17 protein-coding genes are annotated in these 17,360 nt (G+C 75.3%); 5 read left to right on the top strand and 12 right to left on the bottom strand.

Features of this window, described 5'->3' with window-relative positions; all coding sequences use genetic code 11:
- Positions 1-146, bottom strand: a 146-nt coding sequence (locus tag AB0910_RS26050) for a 3-deoxy-7-phosphoheptulonate synthase (RefSeq protein ID WP_366747077.1), incomplete at its 3' end; no start/stop codon positions are given.
- Positions 147-462: 316 nt separating this feature from the next.
- On the opposite strand from AB0910_RS26050, the gene AB0910_RS26045 reads away from it, so the two are divergent.
- Positions 463-2,460: an anthranilate synthase family protein gene (locus tag AB0910_RS26045; protein ID WP_366747070.1), complete on the top strand. Its 1,998-nt coding sequence runs from the start codon at positions 463-465 to the stop codon at positions 2,458-2,460.
- 51 nt (positions 2,461-2,511) lie between these two features.
- Here AB0910_RS26045 and AB0910_RS26040 read toward each other — a convergent pair whose 3' ends face one another.
- Entirely contained in the window at positions 2,512-3,462 is a 951-nt protein-coding gene (locus AB0910_RS26040; protein WP_366747069.1) for a dihydrodipicolinate synthase family protein, read from the bottom strand.
- A 146-nt stretch (positions 3,463-3,608) separates the two neighbouring features.
- Between AB0910_RS26040 and AB0910_RS26035 the strand changes: the two genes are divergently transcribed.
- On the top strand, positions 3,609-4,319 hold the full coding sequence (locus tag AB0910_RS26035; RefSeq protein WP_366747068.1) for an FCD domain-containing protein: 711 nt from the start codon (positions 3,609-3,611) through the stop codon (positions 4,317-4,319).
- 33 nt (positions 4,320-4,352) lie between these two features.
- On the opposite strand, the gene AB0910_RS26030 is transcribed toward AB0910_RS26035, so the two are convergent.
- From AB0910_RS26030 to AB0910_RS26020, 3 genes are all read right to left on the bottom strand, one after another.
- Entirely contained in the window at positions 4,353-5,069 is a 717-nt protein-coding gene (locus AB0910_RS26030) for a response regulator transcription factor (protein WP_366747067.1), read from the bottom strand.
- Positions 5,070-5,133: 64 nt separating this feature from the next.
- Complete coding sequence (locus tag AB0910_RS26025) at positions 5,134-6,417, bottom strand: DUF5931 domain-containing protein (RefSeq protein ID WP_366747066.1); 1,284 nt, start codon at positions 6,415-6,417, stop codon at positions 5,134-5,136.
- Positions 6,418-6,513: 96 nt separating this feature from the next.
- Positions 6,514-7,263 (bottom strand): lysophospholipid acyltransferase family protein, encoded by a 750-nt coding sequence (locus tag AB0910_RS26020; protein WP_366747076.1) that lies wholly within the window; start codon positions 7,261-7,263, stop codon positions 6,514-6,516.
- A 198-nt stretch (positions 7,264-7,461) separates the two neighbouring features.
- Here AB0910_RS26020 and AB0910_RS26015 point away from each other — a divergent pair, with 198 nt between their 5' ends.
- The gene (locus AB0910_RS26015) at positions 7,462-8,244 is read left to right on the top strand and encodes an alpha/beta fold hydrolase (RefSeq protein WP_366747065.1); all 783 of its coding nucleotides are present in this window, start codon (positions 7,462-7,464) and stop codon (positions 8,242-8,244) included.
- Positions 8,231-8,938 carry a hypothetical protein gene (locus tag AB0910_RS26010; RefSeq protein ID WP_366747064.1) on the top strand — a complete coding sequence of 236 codons (708 nt, stop codon included), beginning with the start codon at positions 8,231-8,233 and terminating at the stop codon, positions 8,936-8,938. Before AB0910_RS26015 ends, AB0910_RS26010 begins: the two co-directional genes overlap by 14 nt.
- A 71-nt stretch (positions 8,939-9,009) precedes the next feature.
- Here AB0910_RS26010 and AB0910_RS26005 read toward each other — a convergent pair whose 3' ends face one another.
- The 6 genes from AB0910_RS26005 to AB0910_RS25980 all read right to left on the bottom strand — a co-directional run bounded on the left by AB0910_RS26005 (position 9,010) and on the right by AB0910_RS25980 (position 14,030).
- Entirely contained in the window at positions 9,010-9,762 is a 753-nt protein-coding gene (locus AB0910_RS26005; protein ID WP_366747063.1) for an endonuclease/exonuclease/phosphatase family protein, read from the bottom strand.
- A gap of 104 nt (positions 9,763-9,866) precedes the next feature.
- Complete coding sequence (locus tag AB0910_RS26000) at positions 9,867-10,808, bottom strand: ROK family glucokinase (protein WP_366747062.1); 942 nt, start codon at positions 10,806-10,808, stop codon at positions 9,867-9,869.
- 65 nt (positions 10,809-10,873) lie between these two features.
- Positions 10,874-11,380, bottom strand: coding sequence for a DUF5304 family protein (locus AB0910_RS25995; RefSeq protein ID WP_366747061.1), 507 nt, complete (start codon positions 11,378-11,380; stop codon positions 10,874-10,876).
- Between the two features lie 118 nt (positions 11,381-11,498).
- Complete coding sequence (locus tag AB0910_RS25990) at positions 11,499-12,722, bottom strand: ArsA-related P-loop ATPase (protein WP_366747060.1); 1,224 nt, start codon at positions 12,720-12,722, stop codon at positions 11,499-11,501.
- A 5-nt stretch (positions 12,723-12,727) separates the two neighbouring features.
- Positions 12,728-13,180 (bottom strand): SRPBCC family protein, encoded by a 453-nt coding sequence (locus tag AB0910_RS25985; RefSeq protein WP_366747059.1) that lies wholly within the window; start codon positions 13,178-13,180, stop codon positions 12,728-12,730.
- A 79-nt stretch (positions 13,181-13,259) separates the two neighbouring features.
- Positions 13,260-14,030, bottom strand: a complete 771-nt coding sequence (locus AB0910_RS25980; protein ID WP_366747058.1) for a metallophosphoesterase — start codon at positions 14,028-14,030, stop codon at positions 13,260-13,262.
- Positions 14,031-14,275: 245 nt separating this feature from the next.
- Between AB0910_RS25980 and AB0910_RS25975 the strand changes: the two genes are divergently transcribed.
- Entirely contained in the window at positions 14,276-16,072 is a 1,797-nt protein-coding gene (locus AB0910_RS25975; protein WP_366747057.1) for an AMP-dependent synthetase/ligase, read from the top strand.
- A gap of 49 nt (positions 16,073-16,121) precedes the next feature.
- Here AB0910_RS25975 and AB0910_RS25970 read toward each other — a convergent pair whose 3' ends face one another.
- Positions 16,122-17,258 (bottom strand): glycosyltransferase family 4 protein, encoded by a 1,137-nt coding sequence (locus tag AB0910_RS25970; RefSeq protein WP_366747056.1) that lies wholly within the window; start codon positions 17,256-17,258, stop codon positions 16,122-16,124.
- Positions 17,259-17,360 lie beyond the last annotated feature (102 nt).

Here is a 17,360-nt window from a genome sequence, read left to right as displayed (position 1 = left end):
CCGGCGAACACGAGCGGCGGACACGCCTCAAGCTCCGCCACCACCGCACGCAGCGCCTCCTGATCCGGATACGACGGCTGCTGCGCAGCGGGAAGACCTTTCCAGGTGGGCACAGGCGTCGCGGGCTTCTCAGCATTCACTGTCACGGCACCAGATTACGCGGTCGCGCCGGCGGGCAGGGCGGGTGGCTCACACTGTGGAACGGCGCGGGAGCGCCCGGACGGCGGCGCCGCGCGTGGGCTAGGGTGGGCGCATGCTTCCTCTCGCGCATCAGACCTGGTGGTGGCCGGACCGACCGGCGACCCCGCTGATCCCGCGCGCGTGACGCATATCGCACGGATCGAGAAGGCCGCCCGAGAGGCGGCCTTCTCTGTTTCCGGGTCTTCCCGGGCGCTGTGAGCCCCGCGCAGGCGGGGCACCGGGGCGGGCCGCTCCTCTCCCACCAGGAAGGACCGCCCGCCCATGACAGGGGTCACCGTTCCCCCGATTCCCCCCGCCGGCTCCGCCGCGCCGGACGCCGCCCGGCTGCTGCGCAGGCTGGCGGCGGACGGCGCGCCGCCGTTCGCGCTGCTGCGCCGCCGTACGCCGGGGCGCGCCGACGACACCGTCGAGGTGCTCGTCGGCGCCGTACGGGAGGCCGGCCGCCTCGCCGATCTGCCGGTGGGCGCGCTCCCCTCGCTCGCGCTCGTGCCGTACCGGCAGATCAGGGAGCGCGGGTTCGACGTGCGGGACGACGGCACGCCGCTTTCTGTGCTCGTCGCCGACGAGGCGTACGAGTTGCCGCTCTGCGCGGTGCTCGAAGCGCTGCCCGGGCACCCCGTGCGGGTCGAGGACGGCGGCTTCGACGTCCCGGACGAGGAGTACGCGGACGTGGTGCGCCGGGTCGTCGAGGACGAGATCGGCGCGGGCGAGGGCGCGAACTTCGTGATCAGGCGCACCTTCGAGGGGCGGGTGCCGGGGTTCGGGCGCGCCGACGCGCTGGCGCTGTTCCGGCGGCTGCTGGTGGGCGAGCAGGGCGCGTACTGGACGTTCGCCGTGCACACGGGCGAGGGCGGGCGGGCGCTGGTGGGCGCGAGCCCCGAGGTGCATGTGCGGATGAGCGGCGGCACGGTCGTGATGAACCCGATCAGCGGCACCTTCCGCTATCCGCAGGGGCCCGGCGGGCCGGTCGCGCCGCGCGTCGAGGAGCTGCTCGCGTTCCTCGGGGACCGCAAGGAGACCGACGAGCTGTCGATGGTCGTCGACGAGGAACTGAAGATGATGTGCACGGTCGGCGACCGCGGCGGCGTGGTCGTCGGGCCCCGGCTGAAGGAGATGGCACACCTCGCGCACACCGAGTACGAGCTGCGCGGGCGCTCCACGCTGGACGTGCGGGAGGTGCTGCGGGAGACGATGTTCGCAGCGACGGTCACCGGATCGCCCGTGCGCAACGCGTGCCGGGTGATCGAGCGGTACGAGCGGGGCGGGCGCGGCTACTACGCGGGCGCGCTCGCGCTCCTCTCCAGGGACGCAGGCGGCGCGCAGTCCCTCGACTCGCCGATCCTGATCCGCACGGCCGACATCGACGCGGGTTCCGGCGCGCTGCGGGTGGGCGTGGGGGCGACGCTGGTGCGCCACTCGGACCCGGCGGGCGAGGTCGCGGAGACGCACGCCAAGGCGGCGGGAGTACTGGCCGCGCTGGGGGTGCGGGGGCCGGCGCGGCCGCACGGCGGCGCGGCGCCCGGCGGGCTCGCGCGCGACCCCAGGGTGCGGGCGGCGCTGGACGCGCGGCGTGCGGACCTCGCGCCGTTCTGGCTGCGGATGCGCCCGCAGGACGCGGAGGCCGGGCGGGCCGAGGAGCGGGTGCCGCCCGGGGAGCGGGTGCTCGTGGTGGACGGCGAGGACTCCTTCACGGCGATGCTCGCGCACCTGCTGCGCGCCTCGGGGCCCGGCGCGATCGTGCGGGCCTGGGACGAACCGGGGCTGCGCGACGCGGTGCTCGCGCACCCGGGCCCGGTGATGCTGGGGCCTGGCCCAGGCGACCCCTCGGACACCGGGGACCCCAGGGTGCGGGCGCTGCGCGCCCTGGCGGCCGAGCTGGTCGGCGCGGGCAAGCGGGGGCTGCTCGGGGTGTGCCTCGGCCATGAGCTGCTCGCCGCGGAGCTGGGGCTCGACGTGGTCCGCAAGCGGGAGCCGCACCAGGGGGCGCAGGTGGCGGTGGACCTGTTCGGACGGACCGAGACGGTCGGCTTCTACAACAGCTTCACGGCGCGCTGCGACGACGAGACCGCCCTCGAACTGGCCGCGCACGGCATCGAGGTCGCGCGGGACCCGGCGACGGGCGAGGTGCACGCGCTGCGCGGCCCGGGCTTCGCATCGTGGCAGTTCCACGCCGAGTCCGTGCTCACCCTGGACGGCGTGGGACTGATCGGCCGCTTCCTCGCGCACACCCGCGGAGCGGGAGTGGAGCGAGCGGGCTGAGCCGCGGCCGGGCGCGCGCCGGCGCGGGGCCCGCTGTCCGGGCCGGGGCTCCTACAGGAGCCCTGCCGTGCGGAGGTGGTCCGCGACCTGCGCGCGCTCCGGGGCGGAGAGCGGGCCCATGGGGCGCGGGGTCGTCGCGTGGGCGATGATCCCGCGCCGGGCGAGGGCCTCCTTGAAGGCGCCGATCGCGGAGGCGTAGGCGCCGATCCTCGCCGGGTCGCCGACCCGCACCATGCCGAACAGCTCACGCAGCCGGCCCTGTCGGCGCGCCGCCTCCCTGGTGTCGCCGCGGCGGGTCGCCTCGTACAGGGCGACGTAGCCGTGCGGGTCGACGTTGCCGAGGCCGGGCACGACACCGTCGGCGCCGAGCGCGAGCGCGACGTCCGCCATGACCTCGGAGCCGGTCAGGACGGAGAAGCCGCGGGCCCGCGCGCCGCCGGCGGCGGTGAGGTCGAGGACGGTGCGGAGCGCGTCGAGGTCGCCGCTGCTGTCCTTGAGCCCCGCGATCGCGCCGGAGGCGGCCAGCTCGGCGGTGACCTCGGCGGGCAGCTTGCGCTGGACGTTGGCCGGGATGTCGTACGCCCAGAGCGGGACGGAGAGCGCGCGGGCGACGGCGGTGAAGTGGTCCGCCATCTCGGCGGGGTGGGTCGGCGCGTAGAAGGGGACGGTCGCCACGACGGCGTCCGCGCCCGCCGCCTCGGCGGCGTGCGCCTGGGCGATCACCCGGTCGGTCGAGAGGTCGACGGCGCCCGCGAGCACCGGGACCGCGCCCGCGGCGACCCCGCGCACGACGGTCAGGGCGCGCAGCCGCACCGCGTCGGGGTGGTAGGCGAGCTCGCCCGTGGAGCCGCCGACGAAGAGGCCCGCTACCCCGGCGTCGAGCAGGAACCCGCACAGCCGCTCGAGCGAGGGGACGTCGAGCTCGCGCCCTTCGGTCAGCGGTGTGCACACCGGCGGGACGACTCCCGTGACGGCCCCGGTGACGGCAGGTTCGCTTCGCATCTGGGTTCTCCGGCCCCTTCTCTTTCTCCCGCCGCCCGCGCGGAGCCCGCGCCACGGACTTTCAGGACATGGGACATGGGATGTCCCAGGGGTCGACGCTACACTCGTCCGCGAGAGCAGGCAACACCCGCCCGCGAGGAGTGACGGTGGCTTACGGAGTCCGGCAGCACCTGGAGGACCGCATCACCGAGCTGATCTTCGAGCTCGGCCTCGCCCCCGGCGAGGCCATGCCGCCGGAGAACCGGCTCATCGAGCAGCTCGGCGCGGGCCGCAACAGCGTGCGCGAGGCCCTGCGCGCCCTGCACACCCGCGGGATCGTGGACATCAGGCACGGCTACGGCACGTTCGTGGGCAGCGCCCCGCTCGGGACGATGGCCCCCGGGCTGCTGTTCCGCACCCGCCAGGCCGTACGCGGAAACCCCGGCGCCCTGCGCGAGCTGGTCGCCGTGCGCCGCGCCCTGGAGTCGGGGCTCATCGGGGACGTCGCCGCCCTCGCCGACCAGGCCCTGTTCGACCGGCTCGACGCCGAGGTCGCCGCGATGGCCGCCGCGCCGGGCGGGCGCGGCGGCGACGGCGAGGCGCAGGACACCGCGGCGGCGGACCGCCGCTTCCACCTGATGCTGTTCGAACCGCTCGGCAACGAGCTCGCCGCCCAGCTGATCGAGCTGTTCTGGGACGCCTTCCAGGCCGTACGGGCCGACCTGCGGCCCGCCGGCCCCCCGGACGACCTCGCGCACCGGCACGCCGACATCGTCGACGCGCTGCGCGCGGGCGACGCGGAGGCGGCACGCCGGGCGGTCCTCGACCACTTCGACGACGTCGAGTCGCGGGTCGCGGAGCTGGCCGCCGAGTCCTGACGCCGCGCCAGGTCCCTGCGGCCGCCCGCGGGGTCAGGACCCGTCGTCCACGTCGTCGAGGCCGCGCTCGATCGCGTACCGCACCAGCTCGACCCGGTTGTGCAGCTGGAGCTTGCCCAGGGTGTTCTGCACATGGTTCTGGACGGTGCGGTGGGAGATCACCAGACGCTCCGCGATCTGCTTGTACGACAGCCCCTTGGCGACCAGGCGCAGCACCTCCGTCTCGCGGTCGGTGAGCTGCGGCGCCCGCTGCTCGTCGGCGCCCGCCTGGCCGGGTTCCGCGGCCAGTCTGCGGTACTCGCCGAGCACCAGGCCCGCGAGGCCCGGGGTGAAGACCGCGTCGCCCACGGCCGTCCTGCGGACGGCCTCGACCAGCTCGGCGGTGGACGCCGACTTCACCAGGTAGCCCGTCGCCCCCGACTTCACCGCCTCCAGCACGTCCGCCTGCTCACCGCTGGCCGACAGCACGAGGACCCGCAGCCCCGGCAGCGTGCCGACGAGCTCCTTGCAGACCTGCACGCCGGGCATCCCCGGCAGGTTGAGGTCGAGCACGAGGACCTGCGGCGAGGTGGCGCGCGCCCTGCGGACGGCCTGCGCGCCCTCGCCCGCCGTGGCCACGACGTCGTAGCCCGCCTCCGCGAGATCGCGCGCCACCGCGTCCCGCCACATCGGATGGTCGTCCACGACCATGACCGTGACCGGTGCGTCGCCGTCCCGCTGCTGCCGTGCCGTGCCGTCCTGCGCGGTCATGACCGTCTCTCCCGTGAGTTCTGCTGCCCGGTGGTCCCCGGGGCTTTCGTACCCGCCGCGGGGCTCAGCGATCCGGCGGGCGCGGCACCGTCATCTCCACCTCGGTGCCCTGGCCCGGCACGGAGACCAGCTCCGCCGTGCCGCCGAGGTCGCGCAGCCGGCCGCGGATGGACTGGGCGACGCCGAGTCTGCCCTCGTCGGCGGCCTGCGCGAGCCGCCCCTCGGGGATGCCGGGGCCGTCGTCCCGCACGGTCACGACCACCCCGTCGGGGCCGTCCTCGACCAGGATCCAGGCGCCGGCCTCGGGCCCCGCGTGCCGCCGCACGTTGTCCAGGGCCGCGCCCACGGCCGCGGCGAGCTCGGCGGCGGCGGGCGCGGGCAGCAGGACGGGCGCGCCCGGCTCGGCGAGGCTGACCCGCGCCGCCGCGTACGGCGCGAGGAGCGCCCGCAGGTCGACGGGTTCGCCGTCGCCGCGCGCGCCGTCCTGCGGCGGGCCTCCCGGCCGGCCGCGCCGCGGCGGCGGCGCGGGGACGCGGGACCCGCTCTCCGCGCGCGCCCCCGGCAGGGAGGCCGCCGCCTCGGGCGGGACGCCGGCAGGCCCGCCCCCTGCGGGCAGCAGTCCTCCGGTGACCAGCGTCCGCAGCGCGATCTCCTGCTCGCCCGCCATCCGCCCGAGCTCGGCGGCCTCGCCGCCGAGCGCCGTGCCGCGCCGCTGCACCATCGCGAGCACCTGGAGGACGCTGTCGTGGATGTCGCGGGCGAGCCGCTCCCGCTCGCGGGTCGCCGCCTCGATCTCCAGGGCGCGCGCGAGCGTGCGCTCGGAGGCGCGCGCCACCTCCACCACGTAGCCGATGCCGATGGAGGCGACCCAGACGAGCACCACGTTGTGCAGGGTGTCCTTGCTGGGGTGGGCGCGTTCCAGCACGTCCGCGGCGGCGACCAGGGTGGAGGCGGCGCACGCCCACCGCCAGCCGCCCCTGAGCGCGAAGGCGAGGACGGCGCCCGCCGTCCAGATCGACGGCAGCGTCGTCACGTCGGCGCCCCTGGCCTGCGCGTCCGCGAGCGGGGTGAGCAGGATGCCGCCGAGCGCGAGCGCCAGGTCGCAGGCGAGGAAGGGACGGGTGCAGCGCGCCGCGCCCGACACCCTGGGCAGCGTGGCGACCGTCCACACCAGGGCGACGCCGAGGTAGAGCACGCCGATCCAGAGCCGCTCGTACCGCGCGCGCTCGTAGCCGAACAGCACGATCGCGTAGACCACGGTCAGCAGCCGGTACGCGGCCAGCGCGCGCCACAGCGGCACTTCGACCGACATGCGCGCGGCCTGCCGCTCGCGCCCCCTCGCCCTCATGCCCCTGGCTCCCCCCGTCGCCCCGTCGCCCCGTCCCGCCTTCTCGCCTGATCTCCCCGGGTCTCCCCGCGGCGCCGCCCGCTTCCGCCCCGCGCCTCAGCGCCGCATCCGCGTACTGCCCCTGCGATCCCCGCCCGGGCGCTCGGCGGCCGCGGCCTTCTCGGCCTCCGCGAGCTGCCGCTTGGCCGCCGTCGCGTAGATGTCGACGTACTCCTGGCCGGAGAGCTTCATGATCTCGTACATCACCTGATCGGTGACCGACCTGTGGATGAACCGGTCGTTCTCCATCCCCATGTACCGGGTGAAGTCGAGCGGTTCGCCGATCCTGATGCCGGGCCGCATCAGCTTGGGCACCACCTTGCCCGGCGGCTGGATCTTCTCCGTGTCGATCATCGCGACCGGGATGACGGGCGCGCCGCTGAGCAGCGCGACCCGGGCGAGCCCGCCGGGCTTGCCGCGGTAGAGGCGGCCGTCGGGCGAGCGGGTGCCCTCCGGGTAGATGCCGAACAGGTCCCCGCGCTCCAGCACCTTGAGGGCGCTGTTGACCGCCGCCTCGCCCGCGCCCCTGGCGCCCGAGCGGTCGACCGGCAGCTGGCCCACGCCCTTGAAGAAGGCCGCCGTCAGCTTCCCCTTGACCCCGGGCGAGGTGAAGTACTCGGCCTTCGCGATGAACGTGACCTGGCGGTCGAGGACCGCGGGCAGGAAGAACGAGTCCGAGAAGGAGAGGTGGTTGCTCGCGAGGATCGCGGGCCCCTCCGCCGGGATGTGCTCGATGCCCTCCACCCACGGCCTGAAGGCGAGCTTCAGGGAGCCGCCGAGGGAGACCTTCATCGCGCCGTAGATCAACTCGGTGCCTCCTGTGTGCTGTGCGTCGACCATAACCCGCCGGGCCCGCCCGCGGCGGTGGCCCGCCCGAGCCCGGCCCTGGCCCGTGCAGGACCGGTCGCGTACGGTGAGGTGACCAGGGCGTGAGCGCACCTCCTCTCCTTCCCTTCTCGCCCTCTCGTGCCCCTTGCCGACCTCCCCGAGGAACAGGAGACCCCGGTGCCGGTCCTTCCAGGAGCCGAGCCGTTCCGTCACGCGGGCGGCGATGTCGGTGTCCTTCTCTGCCATGGCTTCACGGGTTCCCCGCGTTCGCTGCGGCCATGGGCGGAGTATCTGGCCGGCCGCGGCCTCACGGTCTCGCTGCCGCTGCTGCCGGGGCACGGCACCCGCTGGCAGGACATGCAGCCGACCGGCTGGCGCGACTGGTACGCGGGCGTCGACCAGGCGCTCGGGGAGCTGCGCGAGGAGTGCGGGCAGGTCTTCGTCTTCGGCCTCTCGATGGGCGGGGCGCTCGCGCTGCGCCTCGCGGCCAAGCGCGCCAAGGACGTCAGCGGGCTCGTCCTGGTCAACCCGGCGGTGCGGATGCACGGGCTCGCCCCGTACGCGCTGCCGCTGCTGCGCCACGTGCTCCCCTCGGCCAAGGGGCTGGCCAACGACATCGCGCGGGACGGCGTCGACGAGATCGGCTACGACCGGGTGCCGCTGCGCGCCGCGCACTCGATGCGGCAGCTGTTCGCGCTGGTGGACGGGGCGCTTCCGCAGGTCACGCAGCCGTTGCTGCTGCTGCACAGCAAGCAGGACCACGTGGTCCCGCCGTGGGACGCCGAGCGGGTGCTGAGCCGGGTCTCGTCGGCCGACGTGCGCGAGGTCGTGCTGGAACAGAGCTACCACGTCGCGACGTTGGACCATGACGCGGAGCGGATCTTCGAGGAGAGCGCGGCGTTCGTCGCACGGTTCGCTCCGGGTGTCGCACAGGAGGGGGGCACGAGTGGCCGACCATGAGGCGGACCCCGAGCCGCAGCCGCTCGACGAGGAGGCCGCCTGGGCCGCGATCGTCGCGGGCTACGGCGAGGAGCCCGCGGACCCGCCCGGCGCACGGCCCTTCAAGTCGGTGGACGACCTGGCGTCCCTGGACAGCAAGAGCGGCGGCGCCGACCAGGGGGCGGCGCCCGGCCCGGACACCGGGGGCGCCGACAGCGCCCGGAGGGCCGAGACGACCGAGACCGCCGCCGGCACGGAGAACGCCGGGACCAGTGGCAGCACAGACCACACCGACAGCACTGACAGCACCGACAGCACCGACGGCTCCGGGAGCGGCGCTGCTGCCGGTCCCGGTGCGGTGCCGCAGCGCCCGCTCGGCGGCTCCGTGGTCTTCCCGCCCGGCATGGAGCTGCCGTCCCCCGCGGGACCGCGCGACCACCGGCCGCCGGAGGACGACGACGAGGGGCATTTCGTGCCGCCCGAGCCGCCGCCGCTGCCCGAGTCGGACGCGACGGCGAGGTTCGCCTGGCTCGGCGCCGTCGGCGGGCCGGTGCTCGCCCTGCTCGCGGTGATCTTCCAGTGGGACATGACGTGGTGGCTGACCACGCTGTGCGCGGGCGGCTTCCTCGGCGGCATCGCGGCGCTGGTGGCGCGGATGAAGCCGGACGACGAGGACGGCGACGGGGACGACCCGGGCCGGGGCGCGGTGGTCTGAGACCGCCAGGACCGGCGGCCCGGGGATCCTGGCCGAAGCCGCCGCCCCGGCAGCCCCCGGGCGCTCCGCGCCTACGGCGCGGGGACGCGCAGCGTGGCGAGGACCGGCAGGTGGTCCGTGGCGCGGCGCAGGTCGTCCTCGGCGAGGCCCGGCAGGCCGGTCGGCACGCCGCAGGTGAGGACCTCGATGCCGGGGGTCGCGAAGACCGCGTCGATGCGCCGGGCGGGCGCCGTGGCGCTGAACGTGTGCTCGGCGCCCCGGGGGCTGACCGCCCAGCCGTCCTGGAGCTCGTCGGCGAGCAGGCGGAACGCGCGGCCCGAGGGGCCCTCGTTGATGTCGCCCGCCGCGAGCGCGTGCGGCGCGTCAAGGCCCTTCAGCCGGTCGAGCAGCATGCCCGCCTGTTCGAGCCGCTCCCCCGCGTGCAGGCTGAGGTGGCAGCTGACCACGCCGAGCCGCGCCCGCCCGAACCGTACGACCGCGGTGGCGAAGCCGCGCCGGTGCAGGCCGGAGGTGAGCGGGAGCAGCACGTCCTCGGCCGACTCCACGGTGGCGCGCAGCGAGCACAGCAGCAGCGGGCCCGCGGCGGGGGCGCCGCCGCCGAGCACGACCAGGCCGGTGGCGCGGGCCAGCCGTGACGCGTACTTGCGCCACCGGAAGAAGCGGGGAGCCTCCTGGATGCAGACCAGGTCGGGCTCGCAGGCCCTGATCACCCGGGCCAGGGCGGCACGGTCGTCGCGCATCGAGCGGATGTTGTAGCTGAGCACCCGGATCACGGCCGAACCGTCCGGCTCGGTACGGGAGTCGGGCAGCGTGGGCATTGCCATGCGCACACCTTACGGGAACGCCGGACGGGTACTCGCAGACGCCGCTGCCCGCCGTACCCCCCAGGTGGGCGGGGGTACGGCGGGCAGCGGGGCAGCGGGCAGGATCAGCCCTGGCGCGCCAGGTCGGCGGCGCCGACGAGACCGGCCTCGCCGCCGAGTTGGGCCGCGAGCACCTGCGCGTGCGGGCGCCACTCGCCGCCGACGAGCCAGCGCCTGAACGACTTGCGGATCGGGTCGAGCACCAGCTCGCCCTCGTCCGAGACGCCGCCGCCGATGATGAAGGCGGACGGGTCGAACAGCGACGCCAGGTCGGCGAGGCCGCTGCCGGCCCAGCGGGCCAGTTCGCGGAACGAGTCGACCGCCACCGGGTCGCCCCGCCGCGCGGCCTCGCTGACGTGCCTGCCCTGGATGCCCTCGGCGGTGCCGTCGCCGAGGGAGAGCAGCACCTCCGCGTTCTCCGGCTGCGCGTTGGCCCGCTGGCGCGCGTAGCGGACGAGCGCGCTGCCCGACGCGTACTGCTCCCAGCAGCCCTGGCTGCCGCAGCCGCAGAGCAGCCCGTCGGGCACCACCCGGATGTGGCCGACCTCGGCCGCGACGCCGAACCGCCCGCGCCGCAGCTTGTTGCCGATGATCACACCGCCGCCGAGGCCGGTGCCGATGGTGATGCAGATGACGTCGTCGTGCCCCTGGCCCGCGCCGAACCTGTACTCGCCCCAGGCCGCCGCGTTGGCGTCGTTCTCCACGACCACGGGCAGGCCGACGCGCTGCTCGACCTTGTCCTTGAGCGGCTCGTGGCGCCACTTGATGTTGGGTGCGAACAGGACCGTCGCGCGCTTGTCGTCGACGTAGCCGGCGGCGCCGATGCCGACGGCCTCGATCTGGTGCCCCTTACCGGCCCCGGAGACTGCCGAGCAGATCGCGTCGACGATGCCCTCTGCGGTGTCCGGGGTGGGCACCTTGTGCACATCGCGAATGGTGCCCTCTTCGTCGACCACGCCGGCCGCGATCTTCGTGCCGCCGATGTCGACGCCGATGGTGAGTCCCATGTGTCCCTCAGTTTTCGGTCGTGCCCCGCTGGGGCCAACGGTACCCGAGGGCGGGCTCGCTCCCCTCAGTCCAGGTCGATGTGGCCGTCGCCACCGGGGGGTTCGTCCCGCGGGTCGGACGGGTCGAGGGACTGCTGCGCGTCCTTGGGGTCGAGCGTGGGCCCGCCGGCGTCCGCCGCGCCCTCGCGGGGGCCCGGCGCCGAGGCGCCGCGCGTCCAGCGGCCCTCCTGGCCCTCGACGGCGGAGCGGTAGGCGGCGAGCAGTTCGCCGCCGGCCGCCGCAAGGTGCCCGAAGAAGTCGGGGTTGCGCTCGATGACCGGCTCGACCGCGGCCTTCGCCTGGTCGAGGAACTGCTGGACCGCGCCCTGCGCCGCCGTCCCGAACAGGGGGCCGTTCACTGACGTGAGCTTGTCGGCGACCGCGTCGGCGAGCTTGCGCAGCTCGTCGGCGGCCGAGGAGGGGGGCGGCCCGTGGACCGCGCGGCGCCTGGCCTTCTCGGCCGCCAGGTCCTCGGCGCACGCCGCCGCCCACGCGTCCGGATCGGCGTCGGGCCGCTCGCTGGTGTCGCTCATGGGTGCTCCCGCCTCCGACAGGTCTCCCGCCGCGGCACGGCGGAAGCTGTACACCTTCGACGGTACCCGAACGCGGACCGGTGGTTCAGGCTCCCGCCGGCCCGCAGAGGACGGCGGTTCAGGGCCCGGTCGGCCCGCCCTTCGGCCACAGCGCGGGGTCGGGCGCGAAGCGGACGCGCAGGACGCCCCCGGTGAGCGCGGCGCCCTCGACGGTGCAGCGGCGCAGCGCCGAGGAGAGCGGCACGATCCGGCGGAACGGGCCGACCGTCAGCAGGAGTTCGTCGCCCCTGCGCACCAGCGTCAGCTCGCTCTTGGCGGCGCAGGGCAGCGGCAGGCACCACACCAGCAGCCCGTCGTCGGCACGCCGGTCCTCCACCCACCAGGGGTCGGCGGGCGGGCGGCCGTCCGCGGCGCCGCCCGGCACGTCCTTCGGGGGCGGTACGCCGAGGGCGGCGAGGTCGTCCCGCCCGTCCGGCTCGCGGCCCAGGTGGGGCAGCTCGTGGACGGTGCCGGCCGGCCAGGCGCCGGGGTCGCCGCGCCAGGCGTCGAGGCTCTTCTGCTGGCGGGCGGCCGCCGCCTCGACCCAGGGGTGGCCGTCGGCAGGGGGCAGCACCTTGTTGGCGACGAGCGTGTCGGCCCGCAGGCCGTGCAGCGCGAGGCCGGTGCGCGCGGTGCGCAGCGCCTCCTCCGCGGCGGGGCCCGGCTCGGCCACGAGCGTGAGCGTGGTCGCCGGGTCCTCGATCAGCAGCTGGGCCGCGGCGAGTTCGGTGTCCTTGCGGGCGGCCGCCTCGTACAGGGCCCGCGAGGGCAGGGGGACGCCGGCGAGCTGCGCCATCACCGGCCGCAGCGCCCGCGCCGCCTGCCGCTCGGCGGGCAGCAGGCGCCGCAGGTAGCGGCGCAGCTCGCCGGGGAGGGCGAGCGCCGCGATCGCGTCGGGCAGCGGCGGCAGGTCCACGACGAGCACGTCCCAGCTGCCGGCCGCCGCGGTGCGCAGGGCGTGCAGCAGCGCGAAGCGGTCGCTGCCCGGCAGCTCGGTGAGCTCGTCGGCGCGCAGCGGCTCGGCGCCGAGCAGGTCGAGGGCGGCGGCCGACCGCTCCTGGAGGCCGAGGAACTCCTCGCGGAAGTGGGCGGCCCCGTCGATCCTGGCGGCCCACAGGCCGTCCGTGACGCGGGCGGGCTCGCCGGGCCCCGGCCCGAGGGGCCCGAGCGGTCCCGCCGCCGGCTCGGGGGTGAGCAGCAGGGTGCGCTCGCCGCGCCGGGTGGCGGCGAGCGCGGTGGCCGCCGCCACGGTCGTACGGCCCGCGCCGCCGAGGCCGGTGACGAGGACCGTACGGAGCGGCACGGCGCTCAGGCCCCCGCGCCTTCGGCCGACTCGACGCGCTTCTTCAGGCCCGCGAGCGCGCGGTCGATGATGACCTTCTCCGCCTTGCGCTTGATCATGCCGAGGAGCGGGATCTTGACGTCGACGGCGAGCTGGTAGGTGACCTCGGTGCGGCCACCGCCGTCGACGGGCGCGAGCCGGTAGGAGCCGTCGAGGGAGCGCAGCATCTGCGACTTGACGAGCGTCCAGCCGACCTCGTCCTCGGCCCAGGTGTAGGCGAGGGTGTGGTCGTCCTTGATGGCGCCGGCGTCGAGGACGAGGCGCACCCGCTCAGCCCGCCCCTGCGCGTCGGTGGCGAGCACCTCGGCCTCCTTGACCTCCCCGGTCCACTCGGGATAGCGGGCGAAGTCGGCGATCACCGCCATGACGGCGGCGGGGGCCGCCTCGATCGTGATGCTCGAAATCGTGTGTTCCGCCATCGCGGTGCTCCTCGCAGACTGGGTACGCCGCGTGCAGGTTATCGCGGGCGCCCTCGGCTGCCCCCTGCGGTCCGCCGCCTCACCACTCCAGGGCCCACGGGCGGCTGGTGGCGGCGAAGTGGCCGACGTTCACGCACTCCGTGGCGCCGATCCGCATCCGGGCCGCGAGCGGCTGGTGGACGTGGCCGAAGAGGGAATAGCGGGGCCGTACGCGGCGGATGGCGTCGAGGAGTGCGGAGCTGCCGCGCTCGAAGCGGCGGGCGACGACGTCGTAGGTGAGGTCGGGCACGTCGGGCGGGATGTGCGAGCACAGGACGTCGACCTCGCCGAGCGCCTCGACCTTGGCCGCGTACTCCTCCTCGGGGATCTCGTACGGGGTGCGCATGGGCGTCGGCAGGCCGCCGCCGACGAAGCCGAAGACGAGGCCGCCGATCTCGACGCGCTCGCCGTCGAGGACGGTGGTGCCAGGACCCGCGAACTCCCGCCACAGCGGCGGCATGTCGACATTCCCGTAGGTGGCGTACGTGGGCGTGGGCATGGCGCAGAACAGCTCCGCGTACTGGCGGCGCACCCCCGCCTCGATCGCGTCGGCCGGCGCGGTGCCGAGCCCGGACCACAGCTCGGCGCCGAGCGCACGCGCCTCGTCGAAGCGGCGCGCGGTGCGCAACTCGACGATCCGGTCGGCGTTCTCGGTGCCGAACAGGTCGGGGAAGATGCCGCGGGAGTGGTCCGCGTAGTCGAGGAACAGCACGAGGTCCCCGAGGCAGATCAGGGCGTCGGCGCCGTCGCCCGCCTTGGCGAGTCCCGCCGCGTTGCCGTGGACGTCGCTCACCACATGCACCCTGGTCACAGGTCACCTCACCGCGTTCGCCCGGTCGTGCGGCACCACCGGGGGACGGAGCCCATCACCCGAAAGCCGCACCTTGCACTACTGTGCACCGAGAGTCGCAGAAAACCGTATGACGCGGGAAACATCTGGCCAGGGCCGTTCCGCAGGTCCGTACCAACGGGTAGCATCTCCGGGCGGTCCGAGCGCCACCGCAGCCGAGGGGCGCGGACGGACGCCGCGCCGGCGCCCGACGAGGAGCAGCAGTCTTGCGCGAGTTCAGTCTTCCGGCCCTGTACGAGGTCCCGTCGGACGGCACTCTGACGGACCTGGTCCGCCGCAATGCCGCGCAGCACCCCGACACCCCCTTGTTCGGCCGAAGAGTGGACGGCGCCTGGCAGGACGTGACGGCCCGCCGGTTCGCCGACGACGTGCGCGAGAGCGCGAAGGGCCTGATCGCGGCGGGCGTCGGACCCGGCGACCGGGTCGTCCTGATGTCCCGCACCCGCTACGAGTGGGTGCGCCTGGACTTCGCGATCTGGAGCGTCGGCGCGGTCACCGTGCCCGTCTTCGAGACCAGTTCGGCCGAGCAGGTGCGGTGGATCCTCGGCGACTGCGGCGCGGTCGCCGCGGTCGTGGAGAGCAAGGAGCACGCGGGGCTCGTGGAGGCGCTGCGCCCCGAACTGCCCGCGGTGCGCGAGGTGTGGTGCCTCGAAGCGGGCGACCTGGACCGGCTGGCCGCCGCAGGCGCGGGGGTGACGGACCGCGAGGTGGAGGAGCGGTCGGCGGGCGGCCGGGCCGACGACCCCGCGACGATCGTCTACACCTCGGGCACGACGGGCCGCCCCAAGGGCTGCGTCCTGACGCACCGCAACTTCTTCGCGGAGTGCGGGAACATCGTGGAGCGCCTCAAGCCGCTGTTCCGCACGGGCGACTCCTCGCTGCTGCTGTTCCTGCCCGGCGCGCACGTCTTCGGCCGGATCGTGCAGGTGGCCTGTGTGATGGCACCGGTCAAGCTGGGCTGCCTCGAGGACACAGGACGGCTGACCGACGAGCTCGCCGCGTTCCGCCCGACGCTGATCCTCGGCGTGCCGCGGGTGTTCGAGAAGGTCTACAACGCGGCCAGGATGACGGCGTACGAGAGCGGCAGGGGCGCCGTCTTCGACCGGGCGGCGCGCACGGCCGTCGCCTACTCGCGTGCGCTGGACACCTCGCAGGGCCCGTCGCTGGGGCTGCGGCTGCGCCACCGCCTCTTCGACCGGCTGGTGTTCGCGAGGCTGCGCGCGGTGCTCGGCGGGCGCGGCGAGTACGCGATCTCCGGCGGCGCGCCGCTCGGCGAGCGCCTCGGCCACTTCTTCCGCGGCATCGGCTTCACCGTCCTGGAGGGGTACGGCCTGACGGAGTCGTGCGGCGCGACGACGTTCAACCCGTGGGACCGGCAGAAGATCGGCACCGTGGGCCAGCCGCTGCCCGGCTCCGTCGTGCGGATCGACGACGACGGCGAGGTGCTGCTCCACGGCGAGCACCTCTTCAGGGAGTACTGGGGCAACCCCGAGGCCACGGCGCAGGCGCTGGTGGACGGCTGGTTCCGCACCGGCGACGTGGGCTCGCTCGACGGCGACGGCTATCTGACGATCACCGGCAGGAAGAAGGAGATCCTGGTCACTGCGGGCGGCAAGAACGTGGCGCCCGCCGTGATCGAGGACCGGATCAGGGCGCACGCGCTGGTCGCCGAGTGCATGGTGGTCGGCGACGGGCGCCCGTTCGTGGGGGCGCTGATCACCCTGGACGAGGAGTTCCTGGCGCGCTGGGCGCGTGAGCACCGCAGGCCCGCGGACTCGACGGTGGCGTCGCTGCGGCTCGACCCCGAGCTGCTCGCCGAGGTCCAGCGGGCCGTGGACGAGGGCAACGCGCAGGTGTCGCGGGCCGAGTCGGTCCGCAAGTTCCGCATCCTCACGCGGCAGTTCACCGAGGAGGACGGCCATCTGACGCCGTCGCTCAAGCTGCGGCGCAATGTGGTGACCAAGGAGTTCGCCGAGGACATCGAGGCGCTGTACACGACCTGACCGAGGCGCCGTGCGCGGCGCGGAGGGCCGCAGCCCGCAGGTCCCGCCCCTACAGCAGCTCCCGCAGCCGCTCGGCGAGCAGGTCCCAGCGCCAGCGCTCCTCCACCCACTGCCTGCCCCGCTCGCCCATGCGGCGGCGCAGGCCGGGGTCGGCGAGCAGCCGGACGATCCCGGCGGCCGTCTGCTCGTGGTCGTGGACGACCCAGCCGGTCTCACCGTCGAGTACCGCGTCGGGGGCGCCGCCCGAGTCGCCCGCCACGACCGGCAGGCCCGTCGCCGAGGCCTCCAGGTAGACGATGCCGAGCCCCTCGACGTCGAGGCCGCCCCTGCGGGTGCGGCAGGGCATCGCGAAGACGTCGCCCGCGCCGTAGTGGGCGGGCAGCTCGGGCCAGGGCACGGCGCCGGTGAAGACGACGGACGGGGCCACACCCGCCCGTACGGCCCGCTCGCGCAGGGACTTCTCGTACGGACCGCCGCCGACGATCAGCAGCACCGTGTCGGGCACCGCGGCGAGCACGGCGGGCAGCGCGTCGATCAGCGTGTCCTGGCCCTTGCGCGGGACGAGCCGGGAGACGCAGACGACGACGAGGCGCTCGGTGAGGCCGAGCCGCTCGCGCACGGCGGCCCCGCCGGAGTCCGGGTGGAAGGTCTTCTCGTCGACACCGGGCGGCAGCTGCACCATCCGGGCGGCCGCGGCGGGCGTGAGCGCGGCGGCGATCCGCGAGCGGGTGTACTCGCCGAGGTAGGTGAGGGTGTCGGTGCCCTCGCCGATCCGCCGCAGCAGCCGCCGCGCGCCCGGCAGCTGGGCCCAGCCGGCCTCGTGCCCGTGGGTGGTCGCGACCAGCCGCCGCGCGCCCGCGGCGCGCAGCGCGGGTGCCATCAGCCCGAGCGGGGCCGCCGCCCCGAACCACACGGACTCACAGCCGTGCTCGCGCAGCAGGCCGGCCGCCCTGCGGGTCACGCGGGGCGTCGGCAGCAGCATCGTCACCGGGTCGCGCACCACCGTGAAGGGCTGCTCCGCGTCGAAGGCGGCCGTGGCCTCCCTGCCCTCCGCCGTCCGCTTCCAGGTGGAGGCGTAGACGACGAGCCGGTCCGGGTCGAGCCGCAGCGCCATGTTGTGCAGGAACGCCTGGATGCCGCCGGGCCGCGGCGGGAAGTCGTTGGTCACGATCAGGGTCTTGCGCATCGCCGCCGACCCTACCGTCCGCGCCACCCGCGCGGCCGCGTCCGTTGGCCCCCGGGCGGCCGCGCCCGGCATCATGGCCCCGCGCACGCGTACTCATCCGTG

This window comes from Streptomyces sp. NPDC047002, from assembly GCF_040704505.1.
Classification (GTDB): domain Bacteria; phylum Actinomycetota; class Actinomycetes; order Streptomycetales; family Streptomycetaceae; genus Streptomyces.
This window is presented reverse-complemented; position numbering and strand designations above follow the sequence as displayed.

What these genes read in the sequence shown, in the direction of transcription:
- AB0910_RS26045 (WP_366747070.1), top strand. Translation starts at nt 463, where the DNA reads ATGACAGGGGTCACCGTTCCCCCGATTCCCCCCGCCGGCTCCGCCGCG.
- AB0910_RS26005 (WP_366747063.1), bottom strand. Translation starts at nt 9,762, where the DNA reads ATGGCAATGCCCACGCTGCCCGACTCCCGTACCGAGCCGGACGGTTCG.
- AB0910_RS26000 (WP_366747062.1), bottom strand. Translation starts at nt 10,808, where the DNA reads ATGGGACTCACCATCGGCGTCGACATCGGCGGCACGAAGATCGCGGCC.
- AB0910_RS25985 (WP_366747059.1), bottom strand. Translation starts at nt 13,180, where the DNA reads ATGGCGGAACACACGATTTCGAGCATCACGATCGAGGCGGCCCCCGCC.
- AB0910_RS26040 (WP_366747069.1), bottom strand. Translation starts at nt 3,462, where the DNA reads ATGCGAAGCGAACCTGCCGTCACCGGGGCCGTCACGGGAGTCGTCCCG.
- AB0910_RS26025 (WP_366747066.1), bottom strand. Translation starts at nt 6,417, where the DNA reads ATGAGGGCGAGGGGGCGCGAGCGGCAGGCCGCGCGCATGTCGGTCGAA.
- AB0910_RS26030 (WP_366747067.1), bottom strand. Translation starts at nt 5,069, where the DNA reads ATGACCGCGCAGGACGGCACGGCACGGCAGCAGCGGGACGGCGACGCA.
- AB0910_RS25995 (WP_366747061.1), bottom strand. Translation starts at nt 11,380, where the DNA reads ATGAGCGACACCAGCGAGCGGCCCGACGCCGATCCGGACGCGTGGGCG.
- AB0910_RS25970 (WP_366747056.1), bottom strand. Translation starts at nt 17,258, where the DNA reads ATGCGCAAGACCCTGATCGTGACCAACGACTTCCCGCCGCGGCCCGGC.